This is a genomic window from Flavobacterium sp. T12S277 (genome assembly GCF_048514875.1).
Lineage (GTDB): Bacteria > Bacteroidota > Bacteroidia > Flavobacteriales > Flavobacteriaceae > Flavobacterium.
In genome coordinates, this window is record NZ_JBLYEG010000013.1 from 92,067 (window position 1) to 112,157 (window position 20,091).

At 35.6% G+C, this 20,091-nt stretch carries 17 protein-coding genes; 5 read left to right on the top strand and 12 right to left on the bottom strand.

The genetic code is table 11. The features are described 5' to 3' along the window. Positions 1-5: 5 nt before the first annotated feature. The 4 genes from ACN1CN_RS17790 to ACN1CN_RS17805 all read right to left on the bottom strand — a co-directional run bounded on the left by ACN1CN_RS17790 (position 6) and on the right by ACN1CN_RS17805 (position 5,815). A complete protein-coding gene (locus tag ACN1CN_RS17790) occupies positions 6-986 on the bottom strand; it encodes an acyl transferase (RefSeq protein ID WP_419136578.1) in 981 nt (326 codons plus the stop codon). A gap of 136 nt (positions 987-1,122) precedes the next feature. After that, positions 1,123-1,461: a T9SS type A sorting domain-containing protein gene (locus ACN1CN_RS17795; RefSeq protein WP_264525477.1), complete on the bottom strand. Its 339-nt coding sequence runs from the start codon at positions 1,459-1,461 to the stop codon at positions 1,123-1,125. A 237-nt stretch (positions 1,462-1,698) separates the two neighbouring features. Then, positions 1,699-2,832 (bottom strand): hypothetical protein, encoded by a 1,134-nt coding sequence (locus tag ACN1CN_RS17800; RefSeq protein ID WP_264525476.1) that lies wholly within the window; start codon positions 2,830-2,832, stop codon positions 1,699-1,701. A 208-nt stretch (positions 2,833-3,040) separates the two neighbouring features. After that, a complete protein-coding gene (locus tag ACN1CN_RS17805; RefSeq protein WP_264525475.1) occupies positions 3,041-5,815 on the bottom strand; it encodes a TonB-dependent receptor in 2,775 nt (924 codons plus the stop codon). A 230-nt stretch (positions 5,816-6,045) separates the two neighbouring features. On the opposite strand from ACN1CN_RS17805, the gene ACN1CN_RS17810 reads away from it, so the two are divergent. The 3 genes from ACN1CN_RS17810 (at position 6,046) to ACN1CN_RS17820 (ending at position 9,534) form a co-directional block, all read left to right on the top strand. Next, positions 6,046-6,729, top strand: a complete 684-nt coding sequence (locus ACN1CN_RS17810) for a response regulator transcription factor (RefSeq protein WP_017496206.1) — start codon at positions 6,046-6,048, stop codon at positions 6,727-6,729. Between the two features lie 241 nt (positions 6,730-6,970). Beyond that, positions 6,971-8,050, top strand: a complete 1,080-nt coding sequence (locus ACN1CN_RS17815) for a sensor histidine kinase (RefSeq protein ID WP_264525474.1) — start codon at positions 6,971-6,973, stop codon at positions 8,048-8,050. Positions 8,051-8,223: 173 nt separating this feature from the next. Continuing rightward, positions 8,224-9,534 (top strand): porin, encoded by a 1,311-nt coding sequence (locus ACN1CN_RS17820; protein ID WP_419136579.1) that lies wholly within the window; start codon positions 8,224-8,226, stop codon positions 9,532-9,534. Here the strand turns inward: ACN1CN_RS17820 and ACN1CN_RS17825 are convergent. From ACN1CN_RS17825 to ACN1CN_RS17845, 5 genes are all read right to left on the bottom strand, one after another. Beyond that, on the bottom strand, positions 9,531-10,607 hold the full coding sequence (locus tag ACN1CN_RS17825; protein WP_419136580.1) for a glycosyltransferase: 1,077 nt from the start codon (positions 10,605-10,607) through the stop codon (positions 9,531-9,533). The two genes, ACN1CN_RS17820 and ACN1CN_RS17825, sit on opposite strands and share 4 nt — an antisense overlap. A gap of 239 nt (positions 10,608-10,846) precedes the next feature. Next, positions 10,847-11,437, bottom strand: a complete 591-nt coding sequence (locus tag ACN1CN_RS17830; protein ID WP_419136581.1) for a hypothetical protein — start codon at positions 11,435-11,437, stop codon at positions 10,847-10,849. A gap of 63 nt (positions 11,438-11,500) precedes the next feature. Next, positions 11,501-14,932 carry a hypothetical protein gene (locus ACN1CN_RS17835; RefSeq protein WP_419136582.1) on the bottom strand — a complete coding sequence of 1,144 codons (3,432 nt, stop codon included), beginning with the start codon at positions 14,930-14,932 and terminating at the stop codon, positions 11,501-11,503. A 183-nt stretch (positions 14,933-15,115) separates the two neighbouring features. Then, entirely contained in the window at positions 15,116-15,286 is a 171-nt protein-coding gene (locus ACN1CN_RS17840; RefSeq protein WP_264525469.1) for a hypothetical protein, read from the bottom strand. Positions 15,287-15,331: 45 nt separating this feature from the next. Continuing rightward, positions 15,332-15,562, bottom strand: a complete 231-nt coding sequence (locus tag ACN1CN_RS17845; RefSeq protein WP_291285653.1) for a DUF5808 domain-containing protein — start codon at positions 15,560-15,562, stop codon at positions 15,332-15,334. A 379-nt stretch (positions 15,563-15,941) separates the two neighbouring features. On the opposite strand from ACN1CN_RS17845, the gene ACN1CN_RS17850 reads away from it, so the two are divergent. After that, the gene (locus ACN1CN_RS17850) at positions 15,942-16,292 is read left to right on the top strand and encodes a helix-turn-helix transcriptional regulator (protein WP_419136583.1); all 351 of its coding nucleotides are present in this window, start codon (positions 15,942-15,944) and stop codon (positions 16,290-16,292) included. 103 nt (positions 16,293-16,395) lie between these two features. Here ACN1CN_RS17850 and ACN1CN_RS17855 read toward each other — a convergent pair whose 3' ends face one another. Then, positions 16,396-17,319: a hypothetical protein gene (locus tag ACN1CN_RS17855; RefSeq protein ID WP_419136584.1), complete on the bottom strand. Its 924-nt coding sequence runs from the start codon at positions 17,317-17,319 to the stop codon at positions 16,396-16,398. 321 nt (positions 17,320-17,640) lie between these two features. Between ACN1CN_RS17855 and ACN1CN_RS17860 the strand changes: the two genes are divergently transcribed. After that, positions 17,641-18,015 (top strand): helix-turn-helix transcriptional regulator, encoded by a 375-nt coding sequence (locus tag ACN1CN_RS17860; protein ID WP_419136585.1) that lies wholly within the window; start codon positions 17,641-17,643, stop codon positions 18,013-18,015. A gap of 50 nt (positions 18,016-18,065) precedes the next feature. Here ACN1CN_RS17860 and ACN1CN_RS17865 read toward each other — a convergent pair whose 3' ends face one another. Continuing rightward, positions 18,066-19,325, bottom strand: coding sequence for an aspartate kinase (locus ACN1CN_RS17865; RefSeq protein ID WP_419136586.1), 1,260 nt, complete (start codon positions 19,323-19,325; stop codon positions 18,066-18,068). A gap of 170 nt (positions 19,326-19,495) precedes the next feature. Continuing rightward, on the bottom strand, positions 19,496-19,984 hold the full coding sequence (locus ACN1CN_RS17870; RefSeq protein WP_291285657.1) for a GNAT family N-acetyltransferase: 489 nt from the start codon (positions 19,982-19,984) through the stop codon (positions 19,496-19,498). Between the last annotated feature and the right edge of the window lie 107 nt (positions 19,985-20,091).

Consider the following 20,091-nt stretch of genomic DNA (forward strand, 5'->3'; position numbering starts at 1 on the left):
AATATCTAAAGTACCATCAGGTTACAGCCACGAATATCAGAATTATCAAAACGTCCCAATACCTCGAAAGAGTTGTTGGGATATTTTTTGCCTAAATCCTGAGTGGCAATAAAGGAACAGGAATTGATGTTGGCCAAATCGATAACGTTGATTCCACCGGTTTTTCCGTCTTTCACGTAAGTGAGTGCATCTTCGGGATCACGAACTAAAATATTCATCCACGACGGACACTCAAAAATACCTTCGCCAAGGGAATACGCTTGTCCTAAAAGTTCAGTCATGCCGTATTCTGAATGAATGGCCGAAACGCCAAACCCCGCACAAAGCTGTTCGTGTAATTCTTCGCGAATCATTTCTTTACGTTTGCCTTTCATACCACCAGTTTCCATAATAATGGTATTCTGGAGCTTGAATTGGTGTTTCTCAATCAGATCCAGTAAGGCATAAGTAACTCCAATTAAGATCACATTTTGACCGGATTCGTCTAAAGCGGTAAGTTTTTTAATCAGGTCGTCATGATTGTGCAGGTAAAACCCGCTGTCAGGCTGATTGGAGAGTTTTATTAAATCTTCGACCATATAGATTAGCGAAGATCCATCGCGTTCGAGATAGGACGGTAAAAGAGCTAAAATAACGTAATCCTCTATGTTGCCATAGAATTGTGAAAATCCGTTGCGGTAGCTTTCTTCGTAAAGAGTTACATCGGTAACGATATGCCTGCTGGTAATCGTACCGGTTGTCCCGCTGCTTGTAAAAGTAACCTGAGCCGGATCAGTATTGGAAACGACATTGTGGCTTTTGAAAAACTGAATGGGTAAAAAAGGAATTTGCTCGAGGGCTTTTACCTGTTGCGGATTTACCTTTAAAAAATCGCAGAAATCACGATATACAACGTTATTCTCATGTTGAAAACGAAACACTTTTAGTGCTATTTTTTCAAATTGTTTCTGACTTGAAATGGTAAAGATATCGTTGGCTGTGATCAAAACTTTTTTTTGTGCAAAGATATTGTTTTTAGTGTTTAGTCATAGTATTCAGCCACAGTTTTCATTTTAGGGTTTCGTAGAAACTGAAAACTGTGACCGCGACTGAAAACTAAAAAAGCTCCAAAAGGAGCTTTTTTTATCGAATAATGAGTTTTCGTGTTGCCGAATTATTTTCTTCGCTTATTTTAATGATGTAAACGCCGGGAACGAGATCCGAAACGTTTAATTCTCGCGAACTTAAATGTGTCTGAAGTACTTTTTTACCCAAAACATCAAAGATAATGATCTCTTTTTCTAAATCATTTTTAGAAGAGATTGTTACTTTTCCACCAGTTACTGGATTAGGGTACAAGCTTAGACCCTCAATGGTTGCTGCCTGTTGAGGTTTTGGTAATTGCTTGCTGTCTTGTGCTGAAACACTAACAGTAAAGAAAAAAGCCAATAAGAAAGTAATATAAAAGTAATTTTTTGCCATCGCGTTATTTTGGTTACTGTAAATGTACAAAAAAAAATTACAAAAATTACGCCAAAAAAAAACATCCTAAATTTTTAGGATGTTTTTAACAATTTAGGCTCGAAGTAATTAGAAATCAACTACTAGGCTGATAACCATCGACTATAGAAGTACCTCGTGATATTAGGAATCCGATGGTATAAAAAAAGCTGCCTGAAATTGAATTCAGGCAGCTTCATTTTTATTTTTTGTATTTAATTACTTAGTCCAGTTAGCCCAGCTTGGTAAGTCAGCTCCAGCACCAGCTCCAACTGCTCCAGTTGTAGTTCCTGATAATTTAGGACCAACTAAATTAGTTATAGAAGCTCCAAAAGTATAGTTTGTGATGGTAAAGTTACCAGCAGCAATGTTTGCAGTTGCACCAGCATCAGTAGACAATTTAGCTAAGTCTGCAGGCATTCCAGTTGCAACAAATAAGTTTGTGTAAGCTTGTTTTCCACCACCTTCTTTGTAGTTGATTGCTTTTTCGTCTGCTAAGAAAGCAGCATCACCTTTAACGATAGAGATATTAATGATTTTAGCATTAGTCATTGGAACAGCTCCACTTGGATCTTTTGCGTTTGTAGATCCTTCAACACCTGCTTTAGTAACACCTTTAATGTAAACGTTTGTAGCAGTACCTACCCATCCGTCAGCAAAATCTAATGAATCATCATAAGAGTTAATGATTGTAAGGTTAGTAGCGTTTACAGCTCCACCAAAAAATTCGATTCCATCATCACCACTTTCAAAAGTGTAGATGTCAGATACTACAGTTCCAGAACCTACTCCGAAGAAAGAAACTCCATTGTATTCTTTTTCAGCAGTATATTTAGAACCTGTATAAGATATTTTTAAGAAGTTGATATTTCCAGAAGAATCTGCATTATCATTACCTCCGTAGCTTAAACCACCAACTTCAGTTGTACCGTTATCTCCAGTGTTTACTTTAGCATTACCAGCGATAATTAATCCACCCCAGTCACTTTGAGCAGGAGTAGCTTTTCCAGATGTCATAATAACTGGTTTAGCAGCAGTACCGTTGATGTTAATTTTAGCGTTTCTTTCTACAGCAATATATAAAGATGTAGCTAGTGCAGTAGCAGAACTTTTAATTGTAGTTCCAGCAGGAATAACTAAAGTAGCTCCACCTTTAACAACTAAACCTCCAGTTAAAGTGTAAGTTTTAGTTGGGTCTAAAGTTACAGTACCGTCATTAATGTTTCCTTGTAAATCGTCAACTTTCAATACAAAAGTACTTGTGTTTTCGTTCTTTTTATTGTTGTCGTCAGAACTACAGCTTGTTAAAGCAAGTCCTAATATTGCAGCCATTGCAAATAATGATTTTTTCATTGTTGTTGTGTTTTATTGTTTTATTTATTCATGGCAAAGTAAGTGAACATATGTTTTTGCTGAGTTAAGACCGCATTAACAATGCATTAAGTATAACTGTTAAAAAATAAAACTGCTTAATGTAAAGTTTACATTGGATTATGATGAATAAAAAAAGGTGATTAGCATTGGCTAATCACCTTTTGAGTTTTTATGGTTTTACTTTCTTTTAGAATGTGTAGCTTAAAGTAAGTCTGAAATCTGAACCTGCTTTGTATGAAACTGCTGTAATATCACCAATAGATTCTTTTCCTGGTACTTTCCCCTGCTCTTGTACACGTTTGAAAGTCGGATTCAGGATGTTATTGTAGATAAGACCTAATTTTAAGTTTTTGGTTAAACTTGCATTAGCGATAAAGTCTAATTTGTTTACAGCTTTGTCAACCAGGTTACCTACTCTTGAAGTTCCAATAACAGCTAATTTATCTGAAAAATAAGAATAAGATATTGTTGCGCTGAAATCCTTTCCTTCTCTGTATTCATTTAAAAATGATAAGTTGGCATTTGCTAAAAAATTAGAAGCTCCTGTTAGTTTACTTTCTGTAAAAGTAAAGTTTGCTCCAAAATCATTTTCATTGTTTACTTTATCATTGCTTAGGTCTTGGTTTGTGTATAAATAAGATCCGTTTGCGTCAAAAGTAAGTTTTGTCTTTAAGTTGTTGTCTTTTTCAATTTCAAAAATTTCTTTTTTAAATTCTACTTCAACTCCTGCTACTGTTGCTTTATCACCTGTATTTGCATAAGAAATATCATTTGAAGAAGAGTTTAGGAACATTTCATTGATTGGATTTTGAATAATTTTTCCGAAAGCAGTTACAGAGATTAATTCTGAACTTTTTGGGAAAAATTCCCATCCTAAATCGAAGTTGTAATTTGTTGAAGCATATAATCTTGGGTTTCCTTCGTAGGCTTGTGCAACATCTTCGTAAATAATTGGCACTTTTTCTTTAAACTGAGGAAGTGTATATGTTTTACTTGCAGAGAATTTTAAATTTTGCTTATCTGTCAAGGTGTATTTCGAGATTAAACTTGGTAAAATGTTAAACTTTGAATCATTTGAATTATCACCATTTGGAACTGTAGTGGTGATATAGAAAACATTTTGAGTTAATTGCTCTAATCTTGCTCCCAGTATTACACTTAATCTATCAGTTAAGGAATATTGAACATTTGCAAATGCAGCATTAATATCTAAATTTCCATTGTACAATTGGTTAATTCTGTTGGAATAAGCGGAACCCCAATTTGCTTGATTTAAATAGTTGTCTACGTGATGAATATCTTCTTTTGGGAAAGAAACGGTAGTTCTGTTCGGGAAGAATGAATATTGTTCCATTTTGTAATCTACATCCTTGAACTTTCCTGAATAACCAACAGTTATTTTTCCTTTGTAGGTATCATCGCTTTTTTTGTTGAAATTATATGATAATGCAATATTTGCAGCGATTTCATTTTCCTTTAAGTCCTGAAAAAATCGGTGATTGTTGATGTTAGAGTTGGTAAAAAATGTATAATCTTTAGCATTTGGAGCATATACAAAAGAGTTTTGCATACGATCCGGAATTGAACTGTTAGACATACTGTATCCTACTCCCCAGTTTAAATTCCACTGATCGTTGAATTTGTTTTTTCCTGTTAATTGGTTTACAATTAATTGAGTTCTTTCAAAAGTTCCACGTTTGATAAAACCTGAAATTTGTTGAAGAGCGTCTCCGCCACCGTCAAAATTTTGGTTTGTTCCTTCGTACTCACTGTAATCCTGATCACTTGAATTTAAGAATAAAGAAGTAAAGAAGATTGAGTTTTTATTATTGATTTTATAATCAGCAGTACCCATAACAGTTGTAGTAGTGCTATGTTTGTATGATGTTCTGATAAAGTCGGAAAAGATATCTCCGTCAGAAGTAATTCCTCCTCTGCTGTATCCTTCTGTGTATTTGTTTTTTGCGCTAAATGAACCAGTAACAAAAGTACCGATTGAACTTTCGTCATTTATAGTAAATCTTTTACCGGCAGATAACGTATAGAAAGCATTTAATACATTCTTGTTTTCTTGTCTGTCCCAGCTTGTTGCATAGCTATATGGCTGAAGTGGAGCATTAGGAACGCCAACTTTTTTAAATCCGGTATAAGTAGGTCCGTCTTGCAAGTAAAAATGATCCTGACCTAATACGTTTGTGTTAGCTCCTGTTCCAATTGAAAAAGTAACGAATGGTTTTCCATTGAATTTTTTTGCGCTAATATCAATATTTGCTCCTCCGAAATCGGCATAATTTTGAGATTCAAAAGTTTTGCTAATTCCGATATTATCTACAATATTCGTAGAGAAAATTTCCAACAAAATATTTTTGTTTGCCGGATTGTTTGATGGTAAAGGAAGTCCGTTTAAAGTTGTAACATTATAACGATCTCCTAATCCTCTTACGAAAACATTTCCGGAGTCATCCTGTTTAGAAACACCACTTATTTTAGCAACAGCATTTGCAACGTCGTTAACTCCTTTTCTTGAGATTTCCTCTGCTCCAATAGCAGCTTTAAATGAAACTGCATTTTTCTGATCTAAAAGTAATGCTGATTCTTTTTGCTTGTTTACTGCAGATGATTTTACAACAACATCTTTAAGTGTAAAATTTCCTGATGAAAGTACCTGATTTACTGTAATAGTTTCATTTGCTTTAACAGTTACTGGCTTTTCTACAGATTCATATCCAACGAAACTAAAAATAATGATATAATTTCCCGGATTTACATTAAAGGAATATTTCCCCTCAATGTCAGTGTTCGCGCTCATGTTAGTTCCCTTTAATAAAACATTTGCGAAAGGTAAAGCTTCATTGTTGGTTTCTTTGTCGGTTAATACACCAGAAATCGTACCTTTGTTTTGTGCGATCGAAATCGTACAGATGAATAATGTGATAAATAGAAATTTTAAATTGAATTTCATTTCAGTGTTGTGTTTAAATTTTTGTGCAAAGAAAGAGACGCTGTGTAAAGTTCATGTTAGCCACTTGTTATGTTTTCGTGTTGTCTAGATTATCAAATTGTTACCAGATTAAATTACCGTTAACCGTAATTTTTAACGGTCGTTTTATTAGTATATTTACCATCTCAAATGAAAATCATCGAATGTATAATAAAGAAAATTTGATGTAAAAATCTCAATTTTTGCTATTTATGAAAAAAACACAAACCAAGATTTTACTAGTTGACGATGAACCAGATATCTTAGAAATCGTTGGCTATAACCTTGCTCAGGAAGGCTACCAGATTGTGACTGCTTCTAACGGAAAAGAAGCAATTGCAAAGGCTCAGAAAGAATTGCCGGAATTGATTATTATGGATGTAATGATGGCTGAAATGGACGGAATGGAAGCTTGTGAACACATTAGAAAAATTCCAGAATTAAATAATGTTATCATAACATTCTTAACGGCAAGAAGTGAGGATTATTCACAAGTAGCTGGTTTTGATGCAGGTGCAGATGATTATATCACTAAACCAATAAAACCGAAATTATTGGTCTCCAAAGTAAAGGCGCTGTTAAGAAGGCTAAAAGAACAAGAAGTTGTAAGTGACACCTTAAATGTGGGCGGAATCGAGATCAACCGCGAAGAATATAAAATCATCAAAGGAAACGTGGAGATTGCCTTACCAAGAAAAGAATTCGAATTGTTTTACTTATTGGCCTCAAAACCGGGGAAAGTTTTCAAAAGAGACGAAATTCTGGATAAAGTATGGGGGAACGAGGTTGTAGTAGGAGGTAGAACCATTGATGTTCATATTCGAAAACTTCGTGAGAAAATAGGAGAAGACCTTTTTAAAACTATAAAAGGAGTAGGCTATAAATTTGAAGTTTAGATTTTTAAGCTGCTGAGGTTCTTAGAGGTTAAGTTGCTAAGAATTTTAGTTAAGAATTTAAAATCATTCCAATTACTTTAAAAGTATTCAATACATTTAAACCATATAAGAATTGAAGTTTGTGCAATCTTCATTTTCTTATATGGTTTTTGAGTTATTCCTTTTTTGTTTTTGCTCAAAAGAATAGCGCTCAAAAACAAAACTTAATTTTCTTAATCTCTTAATGGTTCAATAATTTCAAATGAAAATTAATTTTAAAAAAACATACAAGTTTGCTGTAAAGTCAGCATTATATATAAGTCTTTTTGCGACAGGGTTTGTGCTGATACTACTGTCCTTATTTTATAAAAACCAATTGAAGCATCAGGTTGCTTTTGGAATAATTTTTATAATATCAATTTATGCTTTTTCGTTCCTGGTTTTGCAATACCGTGTAGAACGTTTTATTTATCGAAGAGTTAAGAAAATATACGATGAGGTTTCGTTATTAGAATCCACCACATTGATCAATCAGCCGATAACCACAGATATGGAAACACTTTCTCGTGAGGTGAAAAAGTTTGCTACCGATAAAAAGCTGGAAATTGAAATGCTGGAAATCAGGGAACAATACCGACGTGAGTTTCTGGGTAACGTATCGCACGAGCTGAAAACGCCTTTGTTTACTGTTCAGGGATATGTTTCGACTTTGCTGGATGGTGCAATGGAAGATAAAAATATTCGAAAAAAATATTTAAAACGTGCTGAAAAAGGAGTGGAACGATTGATTTACATCGTTGAGGATCTGGACATGATCACCAAATTAGAATCCGGAGACCTCGATTTAATCATGACTGATTTTGATATTGTAGAGCTGATTCAGAATGTTTTTGATTTACTGGAAATGAAAGCCGACAAGAAGAAAATCAAATTGGCTTTTGAAAGCAAGAACATTAAATCGGTAATTATTCGAGGAGACAAGGACAGAATTCAACAGGTTTTAGAAAACCTGATCGTAAACTCTATCAAGTATGGTAAAGAGGGCGGTTTGACCGAAGTAGGAGTGGTTAATCTGACCAAGAAAAAAGTCTTAATCCGTATTAGTGATAACGGAGAAGGGGTTGAAAAACAAAATATCCCAAGGCTTTTTGAACGTTTTTACAGAGTGGATAAAAGCGGCACCCGTTCAGAAGGCGGTTCAGGTTTAGGGCTGGCCATTGTAAAACATATTATTGAAGCACATAAAGAGAAAGTATATGTAGAAAGTGAGTTCGGAATTGGTTCTGAATTTTCTTTTACGCTTGAAAAAGCAAATAAAACAATAAAAGCTGAAGTTAAATAATTGTAAGCTTGTTTGAGCGAAGTACTGTGAAGTATAGCGTTTTAACACTAATTCAATTTACGTAACTATTTGGCAACAATTCCTTTTTATTATGGTAACACCTTGTTAATGATATCTTAACATAGGTGGTGGATTTTTGCATTCGAAAAATAAGGCATAAGAAAATAGAAAGAATGAAAATAAAGCTAATAGCAGTTTTTTTGCTAATTACTTGTGTGTCAACTGCACAGGACTTAAAGAAAGAAGATGTAAAAAAAGAAGTAATTCGTCTTCTTGATTCAATCAACAAAGCAAAGTTACCGGATACGGATACGGAATCCGGGAATAGTGATGATGAAAAGGATAAGGACCGTTGGTACGACAAGATTTCTTTAAGAGGTTATGCACAGATACGATACAACGGTTTGTTTTCTACAAACGATAAAGTATCGTGTGACCAATGTGACAGGTCCTGGGGAACAACTTCTACAGCCCCGGGTGCAAAAGCAAACAATGGTTTATTTATCAGACGTGCACGTTTAGTGTTTTCTGGTCAGGTTCATCCCAATGTATATTTCTATTTTCAACCTGATTTTGCGAGTTCTCCGGTTACAGGAGTTCAGAATTTTGTTCAGGTTCGGGATTTGTATTTTGACCTTTCTTTTGATAAAAAGAGAGAGTACAGATTACGTGTCGGGCAGAGTAAAATACCATACGGTTTCGAGAATATGCAGTCAAGCGGACAGCGTTTAACTTTAGATCGAAACGATGCGTTGAACAGTGCCATATTAAACGAGCGTGATTTAGGAATGTTCTTTTACTGGGCACCGGCCGAAATCAGAGAGCGTTTTGAAATGTTGGTAAAAGACGGTTATAAAGGATCAGGTGATTATGGTGTTTTCGCTTTTGGAGTTTACAATGGTCAAATTGCGAATAGATTAGATGGAAACAGAGATTTGAATGTGGTGACAAGAGTAACGTACCCATTTGTAATTGGAAGTCAGATTATCGAACCCGGAATTCAGGCTTATGCCGGAAAATGGGCTTTTTCAGGTGAAATTTCACCAGGAGTTAAAGTGAACAATTCACAGCACGTAAAAGATCAAAGGGTAGGAGCAACATTCGTACTGTATCCAAGACCTTTTGGAATCCAGGCCGAGTACAATGTGGGTAAAGGACCAAGATACAATTCCGTAACTAACGCAGTCGATGAAACCGATTTAAACGGAGGTTATGTATTGTTTAGCTACAAATTAGATGTTAAAAAACAGCATATTTATCCTTTCGCCAAATTTCAATATTACGACGGAGGAAAAAAATACGAGAAGGACGCCAGAAGTTATGTAGTTAGAGATTACGAATTTGGTATAGAATGGCAGCCTCTAAAAGCCTTTGAACTTACTGCCGAATATGTTATTGCCGACAGAACTTTCCAGGACAGTGCACTTCCAATCAACAGACAGCAAGGAAATTTATTGCGTTTACAAGCGCAGTTTAACTTCTAGACTTCATCCTCAAAAACGGTAAACAAAGAATCCCAGTCTATAGTATCGTTAAATTGAGTCAAACCTTTAAACGACTTTACTTTTGAAAGATCTTCGATGGTAAAGTCGTCTTGCATTGCATAGGGAACCAAATTTTCTTTCTGAAGTTTTATCGCCAGATATTCCTGTTCGTATTGCCCCGGAGTTGGAATGAAAAAAGCTTTCTTGCCTAATTTAGCCAGATCCATAACGGTGGTATAACCCGAACGGCATAACACAAATTCACTTTCGTTAAAAGTCTGTTCCAGCTGTTTAGAGTTCATAAAATTGTAATAGGTCACATTTCCGGCCTGCCATTTGTTTTGTGTCTTCTCAACGATGCCTTGTACAAACACCACTTTGCCTTTATAATTGGCGACTTCTTTCTGTAGTTTTTCATCCAAAAAAGTACGCTGCGGTTCAGGTCCCGACAGGATGATCATCAAATCGTATACTTTTGGGGTATCCTTTTTGCGCATTCTGCTTAACGGCCCAATATATTTTAAGTTTAGCTCATCCGTTTTCAGATGGCCTAACTCACCGGTTAGATTAACAGCATCATTAGTGTCCGGCACCCAGCATTCGGTATATTTTTTTATAATATGCTGATGGCATTTACTGGTAAACCAGGTCGTGTTTCCGGTCATGACATTCAGCTGATGCGTCATAAAAACAGAGGGAACTTTTTTACTAAAAACACCTAGTCGGTTATCCGAGATAATTCCGTCTATTCCATGTTTTTTGATCCAGCTTTTTACTATTTTTTTCTCGTCAAGAATAGCCACAATCATTTTTGGCAGGTTTTTAATCAGCTTCCATTTGAAGTTTTTGGCATTCTTGGCATATTCGATATGATAAGACGGCAATTCAAGGGTTTGAATGTATGGGAATTCCTTTCGCAGCAATGCCAGTGCAATACCGTCAGAAGCGATTATAGGAATATAATTGTTTTCTTGAAGCGCTTTTATAATGGGGATACATCTTGTAGCATGGCCCAATCCCCAGTTTAGTGGAGCAACTAAAATTGTTTTGTTCGCTGAATAATCAATGCTCATGGTGTAACGCTTTTTAAAAACGAAGATAAAGAAATATGCTTTTTATGATATTTCACACGTATTACTAAATTATTAACTCTATAAGGCCGTTCAGCCCATATAATTCGCTGCTTAGGTTATGGAATTAGTGGTGTTTGGAAGGAAAAGTTATTTGTATGTTAACGAATATTTGGTTTCGCAATAGACAAAAAAAAGGAGTTACTGTAAGTAACCCCTTTCAGATGTTGGTAAAATGAACTTTATTCCTGAATATAGGTTTTATTGCCATTTTTATTAATGTAGTATTTACCGCCTTTAGGTCCGGTATATACTTTTTTTCCATTGTATTCGCCAGTTACTTTGTCGGCTACTTTTGGAGCTTTTTCATTCGTTTCTTTTATGGTTTTGGCGGCTGTTTTTTTAGCTGCCGTGGCCTCTTTTTTAGCTGCTGTTGATGCTTCAGTCGCTTTTGCTGCTGTTTTTGTTACATCAGCTTTTGTTTTTGCGGCTTTTGTACTGGCAGCTTTGTCAGCAGTTTTTGTTGCTTTCACAGCATCACTTTTTGCTTTTGTGGCTTCACTTTTTGCTTTAGTAGCCTGCTTGTCGGCCGTTTTTTTAGCAGCGCTTGCAGATTCCTTTGTGGCTTTTGCTGCCGCATCGCTGGCCTCTTTAGCTGCTTTTTTAGATTTTGCAGTTTCTTTTTTTGCAGCTGTTGCTGCCTTATCAGCTTCCGCTTTTTTCTTTTTAGCAGCGGCTTCCGTTTTACTTTTCGCTGCTTTAGTAATTGACTCTTGTCCATAGAAATTAGAAGACAGAAGAACTACAAAACAAAGTACTAATAATTTTTTCATAATGTTACAAGTTTAAATTTCAATTAAAATTAAACAATTTTTAAATAGGTTTTCGGTAAAGTGTTAAAAATAAGCGCGAAGCTGTATGTTTCCGGTGTGAACCACTGATCCTGTCTCGCTTTTCCTTCCCTGATAATTTAAATTCACATCTAAAAACTGAGTGATGTTTTTCTGTAAAAGGAATTTCCACACCAGATTTTGCCCTGCCTGAAGTCCTTCAAGCATTTGAAAACCGACAGATGAAAACTCATTTCCTGTGAATTTATTCTGGTAAAAAGAAAATTCTCCGTTCAGGGTCACTTTTTTCTCTCCTGCAAATGAAAAGGAAGTTCCGAGTCGGTTTTGAACCAGAGTTTCAAGATTTCCAATTTGATTTTCCTTATTCTGAAATTCAAAAAAGAAATCCAGACTGGTGTTTTTCGAAAACAAATAACTCACTTTAGGCGCCAGCTGATAGCCTGTGATGTCATAGTTTTTTTCGACAAAATCTTCAGAAACCAAATTGGTTTTGATCGTTTTGGTAAAGAAATTAAACAGCCAGCTTTTTTGATAGAGATGGGTGTATTGCAATTGATGCGAATTGTTCTGAACATTTTGCGACCCAATCGAAAGCAGATTTTTTCCTTTGTTGACAAGATAGGTGTAGGTTACGGAATGTTTTTGTTTGCTGCGATTGTAGTATAAACTATTTCTGAAACTCGAATTGAGTCCGAGTATATTTTCCTCTGAAGAATTAAAAGGATTGAGCTCCAAACGTTCTCCCTGACTCTTTACTTTTCGGTCCATAATGAAGGAAGTCTGGTTGTAAAAGTAAGACAGGAGTTTTTTAAAACCGGTTTCGTTCTGCCATTGCAATGGATTTAGAGCCATAGATTGGGAGAATTTATTTTGATTGGTTTTTATGTAAACCCGATTGGGCAGAAAGATTCGGATAAACCGCGCCTGATCGGGAAAGGCGGCAATTTCAAATTCTTCGAGTTCCTGAATTCCGTTTCCGTTATAATCATTCCAGGTATAAACTCCCTGCCCCGTTGGAACTTCGATATAGGTAAATTCCTGTTGGGCAATTGTTCCGGAACTGGTTTCATAAGCGCTGCCAATTTGCAGCAGCTGATTAAAAAAACGATCGTTATAAAGTATTCTGGAATTTAAGGAAGGCTCATTTTTTCGGGCTGCATCCGTAAAATCTAATTTGCGATAGCTGGCATATACGGCCAGATCTGTTTTTTTATTCTGAATCAATTTCGATTTTAAGAAATAAGTTTGAGAGTTGTTTACGTGCTGTAAAAGTCCATTTTGCAAACTGTCGTTTCGACGTTGCAGATAGCCAATTTCAACAAAAACCTTAGTGCTGTCACCACGACCAATAAAGGCACCATATTCAGAGAATCGTTGACTTAATGCCGAAAATTGATGGGTGATTTTATTTCTCTGCTGATTGTCTTCCAGCTGCATACTTGCCCCAATCCAGTTTTTACCAAAATGATATTTAGCTCTGGTTTGATTTCGAATAAATTTGGAAGTAGAACTTGTGGCATCTGACTTCAGGAAACTGCCCTGATTTTCGATGGTCCAATGCCGTAGTTTAAACAATGCGGTTGTAGTATGACGGGATCCGGAATAACTTTCGGAATAATCCAGCTTCTCCAATTGATAGGTAAACAAACCAATGTCAGCCGTTTCCTTTTTAGCAAATAAATCAAAGTTAAGTCCGGTGCTTAACATACTTTGGTTTCCCAAAAGTGTTTCGTTTAAGTTCCAGTCGCGATTAAACTCGATATTGTACAAACGCTCTACAGATCGAAAATCTTCCTGAACAAATTGATAATTGGCAAAGGCATCTAAAGTCCAGTTGCGTGTAAAAAGACGTTTTTTAATATTGGTTTTAAGAGCGATACCGTCATTGTTGGTGTCGTCTATTTTCGAGAACAGGTTTTTGTCGTTGTTGCTTATGGCAATTTCAAAGTCAACCAAAGTCTTTTCATCCGGATTGTACTTTCCTAAAAAAGTAGCCACCTGTAATTTAATAGGAGCAATCAGATTCACAATTGGTTCGTAGTTTCCTTGCAAAATTCCGTTAACAGGCGGTACATATTCGTAAATACGTTCTACTGAGTTGTTGTTCTGGATGATGTAATTACCGCTGTTGTTTCCAACGAGACTAAATTTTACATTGTACAAAACAGCAGTCGGATCTTTTGAATATTCATAATATTCAACGGAATTGACCAGTATTTTTTTATACAATATTTTAGTATCGGCATAAGTATCTTCATAGGCTGACGGGGCTTTCATTAAATTCGGATCGTCTCCGGCCTGACTTAAAACCTGAACCTGTGCTGTTGATAGGTTTTGCTGTAAAGGCTGATTTTTCATATCATTCTCCGAATAGAGATAACCGCCAAAACTCCAGTTTTTGCTTTCATGTGTTCCGCCCGCATAAGTCACGAGTCTGTTGTAGTTTCGCTCGGAATATTGATATTCTACATTGATTCGCATTTCGGAAGTAATCGTAAAAAGCGAGGTGAAAGTAATTTCCCCGGCATTATAATCGATCACATAATCGTTGTTTTCTCCGCGTTTCAATAAAACGCCATTTACATAAACACGCTCCGAACCGGAAATTACAAGTACATACAGCTCCCCATTTTGTCCTTTTAATTTATAAGGCCCCTGATTTCCTTCCTGACCCGTAAACGTACTTTTGGCATATTGCCCTTTTACAAAAGCGACCGAAGCGAAAATATTGGTTTTGTTTTCTTCTCCGCCAAAGTTAAAATTGGCCGAAAGTCCCTGAACTTTTTTATTGAAATTTAAGAACTGGGTTTTTCTGTTTTCTAAAAAAACATCTCCTGCCCGAATGTTCCAATCATCTGTAAAAAGCTCCATGAAAATATTGTCAAACTGATCCAGTTTTTGAGAGTAACCACCATCCTGAAGCGGAATGTTACTATCCTGCAACGAGGCCCTTAAACTAATTTTGTCGGATATTTTTCCCGTAATCTGCAGATCCAGATTAGAGTTCAAAACAGTATTTTGATTGTTTCCAACGGTGACGCCTCTGGTGATGCTTCCGGAAGTATTTAAACCATCAAAAGGAGTTACTTTTTTAGCAACAGCATTGTCAATTTTATACAGTTTTTCAGAGCCAATGTCGTTTGATACCACCTGATTGGATTTGTATAAAGTATATTCCTTGGTGAGAAAATCGGGGTACTTTAAATAATTGACCAGTAAAGTATCGCCTGTTATGGCCAGTTTTTCATTTAAAAGTAGAGTTCCTTTTTTAAAATCAACCTTATAAAAGGTGGAATCGAGCGGTTCGTTTTTGGTATTGAAAAGCTGAAAGAATCCCGAATTGATACTTACTTCTTCGAGACGAATAGTATCGCGGCTGGCAATTATTTTTTTGGTTTTGTACGATGATATCGTTTCCTGAGCCTGGAGCCCGGAAAACCAAATCAAAAATGTTAGAACCAGTAATTTTTTCAACATAAATACTTTAACTCTCAAAAATCAAAAGTAGTATTTATAATTGGGAAATAAAGCGTCTGTGATTCAGCCCCCGAGTATGCCAGTTCAATTGTAAAATACGGCAATAGGAACTAACGGCTGAGCATAAATTAGTGACAATTCATGTAATTCGTGTCACTTTTTATACTTGTGTCCACACAGTAACTATCTTCTGCTTTTGAGCTGATTGTACATGCTAATAAAAATAGAAAGCGCCAAAACAAGCGCGGTGCCCATTTTGATCATGTTACCCGTACGCTCCGGATTGTAAAAAAAGTAGGCCAGATAAAGACAGCTTGCAATTGCAATACTGTATTTGAAGATAAAGAATTTCATGTTTTCAATGAAGGTTAAGTAAAATAGCGGTTAGTAGTTTTGGGGTTATGGTTTAGAATCTCCGATGAGAATCAATACAAAGGCGATTGCTGCAATAGCGGTGCATATTGAATTTGGGTTTGCAAAATTGATGGTCCATCCAAGTAGTTTCATTCTTTTGGAAGGGAACAATCTTTTGTCGTGAGGGTTGTAATAGAAAATTCCCAAAATCCAATTGTTAGGATCACGGTTCCATTTTTTTTGGGTCTCTTTTGTAGGTTTAGTATTGAAATCCATATGCTTTAAGGGGCTAAGTTTTTTTATCAGACGGGGCAACTGTGATAAAATAATCTAGGTATTTTTTTTGCTAAAGCGATACCCTAAGGCTATAATAACAATTAAAAGCGTTAGTAGTAAGACAGAACGGATCATAGTTTTTTGGTTTTTTTTGGTTTTAGTGTTGATCAGCTGGTTGGTCTGATGGACACTGCATAATTTATTTGTTTTTTTGGTGCGACTAATTTAGTGTTTTGTAAGGTTTTATATTATGTGAATATCGGGTATTTTAATAAGAAATTGGGGTGTGTTTCTTTTATTTTAAAAAAAATGTGTTTTTTGTGAGTATAAATTGGAAAAGTTGTCCTCTATTGTTTTGGACGGAAAACTTTGCTTAATCATGAATAACCTTGTAGGAAACAAGCTTAAAATACTTCGGAAGAATAAAAAAATGTCGCAGGAAGAAGTGGCAGACTTTCTGGGTATATCACAATCCGCTTATGCGAGAATGGAGAGCGGGGAAAGCAGTTCATGGGCCAATTATATCTTAAAAATCTGTGAGGTTTTTGCAATATTTCCCGAAGAATTATTGAAAGTAGAGGATTTAAAACCGGATGCAGATCAAAAAGAAGATCCTTCAAGAGAAACAGGGACTCATTTATCTGATAAAGTAATCGAGCAGTATGAAGAGCGAATAAAAGAATTGAGAAAAATAATTAAGAAACTCAAGAAGGAACGAAAGTTAAAGTAAGGCTTTCGGTTACTAGCAAATGTTTCTCGAATCGATAAGCAGCCTACGTTGTAAAAATTTCATAAAACCCAGTTCCAATATAACATCTTTGGTACAAAAAGCTTTACTTTTTATTTTTTGTGCCAAAGGGACATCTTTTTATAAGATACTTTAAAGTTGCCATATAAGAATCGATACCACTGCCAAATGCAGTTCTTGTCTTAGAGTATAAAACACGTCCTGTATCATCATAAAAGCTAAGGTCGATAACGCTATTGTAATTGACAACTGTAGAATTGTTGGAGAAATTTTGTGATGTACTGGAGTAATTTGTCGTTTGTTGCGGAATATCTTTTCTGTAATTTAAGGGAGCAGTATTAGAGTTAAAAGAAAGTTGATTTTTTACCAGTTGCCCATTCTCATATTCATTTGTGGCTTGTAAATTTCCGTAGTTGGTAGTAACCGCCTCTTTGAGTTTGTTGTTTCCTGCATCATAGGAGAATTGATAATTATCAAAGCCTGTTACGTAAAGGTTTGGGGTGTTTGATTTCTGCTTTTCTTGTGATTTTACATCGTTTGGTTTGTTGACTGTTTTCAAACCTGTAGTGGTTTCCCACCCGTGCGAGGTTGAGGAAACGCCAACATTATCAATCATTGCGCGGCCGTAAACAACATATTGTACATTCAGAATAAGGGCCAGTTCTTTTGGTGTTTTAGATTTTATTTCAACCGGTCCTAATCCCGCTTTTTGTAAAATAGCAATGGTAGTAACAGGATCCTGTATTTCCAACATTGAAGTATGCTCTCTAAGCGTTTGGTAACAATCTCCTTGCAGTTTCAAAGCCATAATATCCATATTGTTTGAGTTTTCGTTAGAGATATAATCAAACGGCAGTATAGCAAGCTGACCACTTCTTTCTTTTGCAGTAGCGAATAGCCTGGCGTTAGTTTCTTCCTGAGATAATTCTGCTCTGTTTTGCGACACCGCAATTAAGGAGTGGACAGTTAGGATTAGGAATAATAGTTTGTTCAGAATAGTTGATTTCATGACTTGAATGTTTTTGGTTTGCAAAAAGTTTTATTCTTCCGGTTTATCAATTGCAATAAGAAATAACAGTTGATAAAGGAATTGTAGGTTACAATTAATTAGTTTTTTGAGGGGACTAATTAAGGAGTTAGGAATATTGTTTTTGCTTTCAGTCAGGATGTTTAATTAGCAGTGCCTGTCGGATATTAATGGAGTGGTTTATCCAGGTTCGAAGATATAATTTTACGCAGTTGTTGTCTTAGTCGAAAATCGGTTATTTAAAACCTAAATTCGGATAATTGTAAAACATTTCTTAGTTTTATGTTTGTAAAAATGTTTGTTATGAATAAAAACGTAGGAAATAATTTAAAAATATTGCGCAAAGCAAAAAACATGTCACAAGAGCAGGTGGCCGATCATTTAAAAATTTCTCAGTCTGCGTACGCCAGAATGGAGCGGGGAGAAAGTACTTCCTGGGCTACTCATTTTGATAGAATTTGTCAGGTTTTTGAAATAACTCCCGAAGAATTGGTTAAAAAAGAGACAGCTGGCGAAAGTTACGGGAGCTTAGTGAATAACAATCAACGAACTGAACAGCTAATGCTTAGTTTTTATCAGGAAATTTTAAAGAAATATGAATTGCAGATCGAAGACTTGAAAACTATAGTAAACCATTTGAAGGAAGGCCTAAACAAAAAAGGCTTCACGACGAAGTGAAACCTTTAAATGTGCTGAATTGATATAATTAACTTTATAAACAAAGAAGTTTAGTCGATTTCTTTGGTCACAATCTGAATTGTTTCGCGGCTTACTTGTTTTAGTAAAACGGCTTTGTTTTCCTCTACGGTTTGTGCCGCTTGTTCTGTAAAGTGACGAATGGTATACAAAGTCACGTTTTCGCTAAAATCTACTTTGAATTTTTTCGAAAGGATGGCATTCAGTTCATTGAAGTTTTCAAATTTATCTTCCACACAAACCGAAAAACTAATCGCCGAATTCTGAATCAGATTTACTTTTATTTTGAATTGGTGAAACAAAGCAAAAATCTCGCTAATGTTTTCTTCCATTATAAAAGAAAAATCGATAGATGATAATGAAATCAAAAGTTGGTTTCTTTTTACGATAAAGCAAGGATATTGCGGTTCCAGATCTACACCTTTAGAAACACAGGTTCCTTTTAAAAGCGGATTGATAAAAGATTTTACATATAATGGAATTTCCTTTTTCTGTAACGGCTGTAAAGTTTTCGGGTGAATTACGGTTGCTCCGTAAAACGCCAATTCGATCGCTTCACGATAAGAAATCTGGTTCAATAAACTGGCATTTTCAAAATAACGCGGGTCAGCATTCATAACCCCCGGAACGTCTTTCCAGATCGTAACGCTTTCGGCATTTAGGCAGTATGCAAAAATTCCGGCGGTATAATCAGAACCTTCACGACCCAAAGTTGTAGTAAAATTGTTCTCGTCGGCACCCAAGAATCCCTGAGTGATGTTTAGAATTTTGCGGGGTACATTTTTACTGATGTTTTGTTGCGTAATTTCCCAGTCTACTTCAGCATCACGATAATTGGCATTGGTTTTTATGAAGTTTCTAACATCAAGCCATTGTGTCTGAATCCCCATGAAATTCATAAAGTGGCTTAAGATCGTAGTCGAAATCAACTCTCCAAAACTCACAATCTGATCGTAAACAAAATTGTAATTTGGAGATTTATTATGTGCCAGGAAATATTCTAACTCTGAAAACAATGCTTTTACCGCAGCAAAAACCTCATGTTCTTCGTTTTCAAATAAATCCAGTAAGATTTGATTGTGGTATTTTTTTATTTCCTGTACCGAAGAGTTCAGCTCTGATGATTTGTCAAAGTAATTTTTGATCACCACTTCAAGAGCATTTGTGGTTTTTCCCATTGCCGAAACAACCAAAATGACATCTTCATAACCTACTTTTTGTAAAACGTCGTATACGTTTTTAATTCCTTCGGCATCTTTAACAGAGGCTCCACCAAATTTAAATACTCTCATTTTGTTATATATACTGTTTTTTATAAAATTCCAATTTTTTAAATTCCAAACTCCAATTTTCCTGGAATGGCAATTGTAGAGGCACACTGCAGTGCGTCTTTTTTTTTGCCACAGCTTATTAAGATTAAAAAGATTTGCAAATCATTTTAATCTGTGGCTAAACATATTTTTTATAATTTTTCTAAAAACGAATCAATTCCTTTTTCGTCCATTTGAACAACTTGCCAGCCTTCAAGAATCTTTGCTCCCGAATTCTCGTAAAATTTTACCGCAGGAGTGTTCCAGTCCAGTACATTCCAGTCAATTCTGCGCACATTATCTCTTTTTCCCTGTTTCATGATTTCGGCATACAGAGCCGATCCTAAACCAGTCCCTCTCATCTTTTCTTTAACGATGAGGTCTTCAAGATGTATTGTTTTTCCTTTCCAGGTCGAGAAGCGGTAATAGTACAAAGCAATTCCAACAATTTCTTTCTCATGTTCGTCAGAATCAATTTCTGCGACAAACACATGAAATAGTGGTTTTTCACCAAAACCATCGCGTACTAAATCCGCTTCTGTGATAACAACAGCGTCTGGTTCTTTTTCGAATATTGCCAACTCCTGTATTAATCCCAGAACCGATTTCATGTCTTCAGGATTCCCTTTTCTAATATTCATATATTCTTATTATTAAGTGTTTATTAGCCAAAAAAGCATTCTTTTATTCGGAACTTTAGGGGTTTAATTAGCAAATATACAATAGTGGCAAACTAACGAAATAATTT

Bases quoted from the DNA above. Each gene is read 5' to 3' on its own strand.
- ACN1CN_RS17810 (WP_017496206.1), top strand. From the start codon at position 6,046: ATGAAAAAAACACAAACCAAGATTTTACTAGTTGACGATGAACCAGAT.
- ACN1CN_RS17795 (WP_264525477.1), bottom strand. From the start codon at position 1,461: ATGGCAAAAAATTACTTTTATATTACTTTCTTATTGGCTTTTTTCTTT.
- ACN1CN_RS17860 (WP_419136585.1), top strand. From the start codon at position 17,641: ATGAATAAAAACGTAGGAAATAATTTAAAAATATTGCGCAAAGCAAAA.
- ACN1CN_RS17840 (WP_264525469.1), bottom strand. From the start codon at position 15,286: ATGAAATTCTTTATCTTCAAATACAGTATTGCAATTGCAAGCTGTCTT.
- ACN1CN_RS17825 (WP_419136580.1), bottom strand. From the start codon at position 10,607: ATGAGCATTGATTATTCAGCGAACAAAACAATTTTAGTTGCTCCACTA.
- ACN1CN_RS17855 (WP_419136584.1), bottom strand. From the start codon at position 17,319: ATGAAATCAACTATTCTGAACAAACTATTATTCCTAATCCTAACTGTC.
- ACN1CN_RS17830 (WP_419136581.1), bottom strand. From the start codon at position 11,437: ATGAAAAAATTATTAGTACTTTGTTTTGTAGTTCTTCTGTCTTCTAAT.
- ACN1CN_RS17800 (WP_264525476.1), bottom strand. From the start codon at position 2,832: ATGAAAAAATCATTATTTGCAATGGCTGCAATATTAGGACTTGCTTTA.
- ACN1CN_RS17805 (WP_264525475.1), bottom strand. From the start codon at position 5,815: ATGAAATTCAATTTAAAATTTCTATTTATCACATTATTCATCTGTACG.
- ACN1CN_RS17870 (WP_291285657.1), bottom strand. From the start codon at position 19,984: ATGAATATTAGAAAAGGGAATCCTGAAGACATGAAATCGGTTCTGGGA.
- ACN1CN_RS17850 (WP_419136583.1), top strand. From the start codon at position 15,942: ATGAATAACCTTGTAGGAAACAAGCTTAAAATACTTCGGAAGAATAAA.
- ACN1CN_RS17865 (WP_419136586.1), bottom strand. From the start codon at position 19,325: ATGAGAGTATTTAAATTTGGTGGAGCCTCTGTTAAAGATGCCGAAGGA.
- ACN1CN_RS17820 (WP_419136579.1), top strand. From the start codon at position 8,224: ATGAAAATAAAGCTAATAGCAGTTTTTTTGCTAATTACTTGTGTGTCA.
- ACN1CN_RS17845 (WP_291285653.1), bottom strand. From the start codon at position 15,562: ATGGATTTCAATACTAAACCTACAAAAGAGACCCAAAAAAAATGGAAC.
- ACN1CN_RS17835 (WP_419136582.1), bottom strand. From the start codon at position 14,932: ATGTTGAAAAAATTACTGGTTCTAACATTTTTGATTTGGTTTTCCGGG.
- ACN1CN_RS17815 (WP_264525474.1), top strand. From the start codon at position 6,971: ATGAAAATTAATTTTAAAAAAACATACAAGTTTGCTGTAAAGTCAGCA.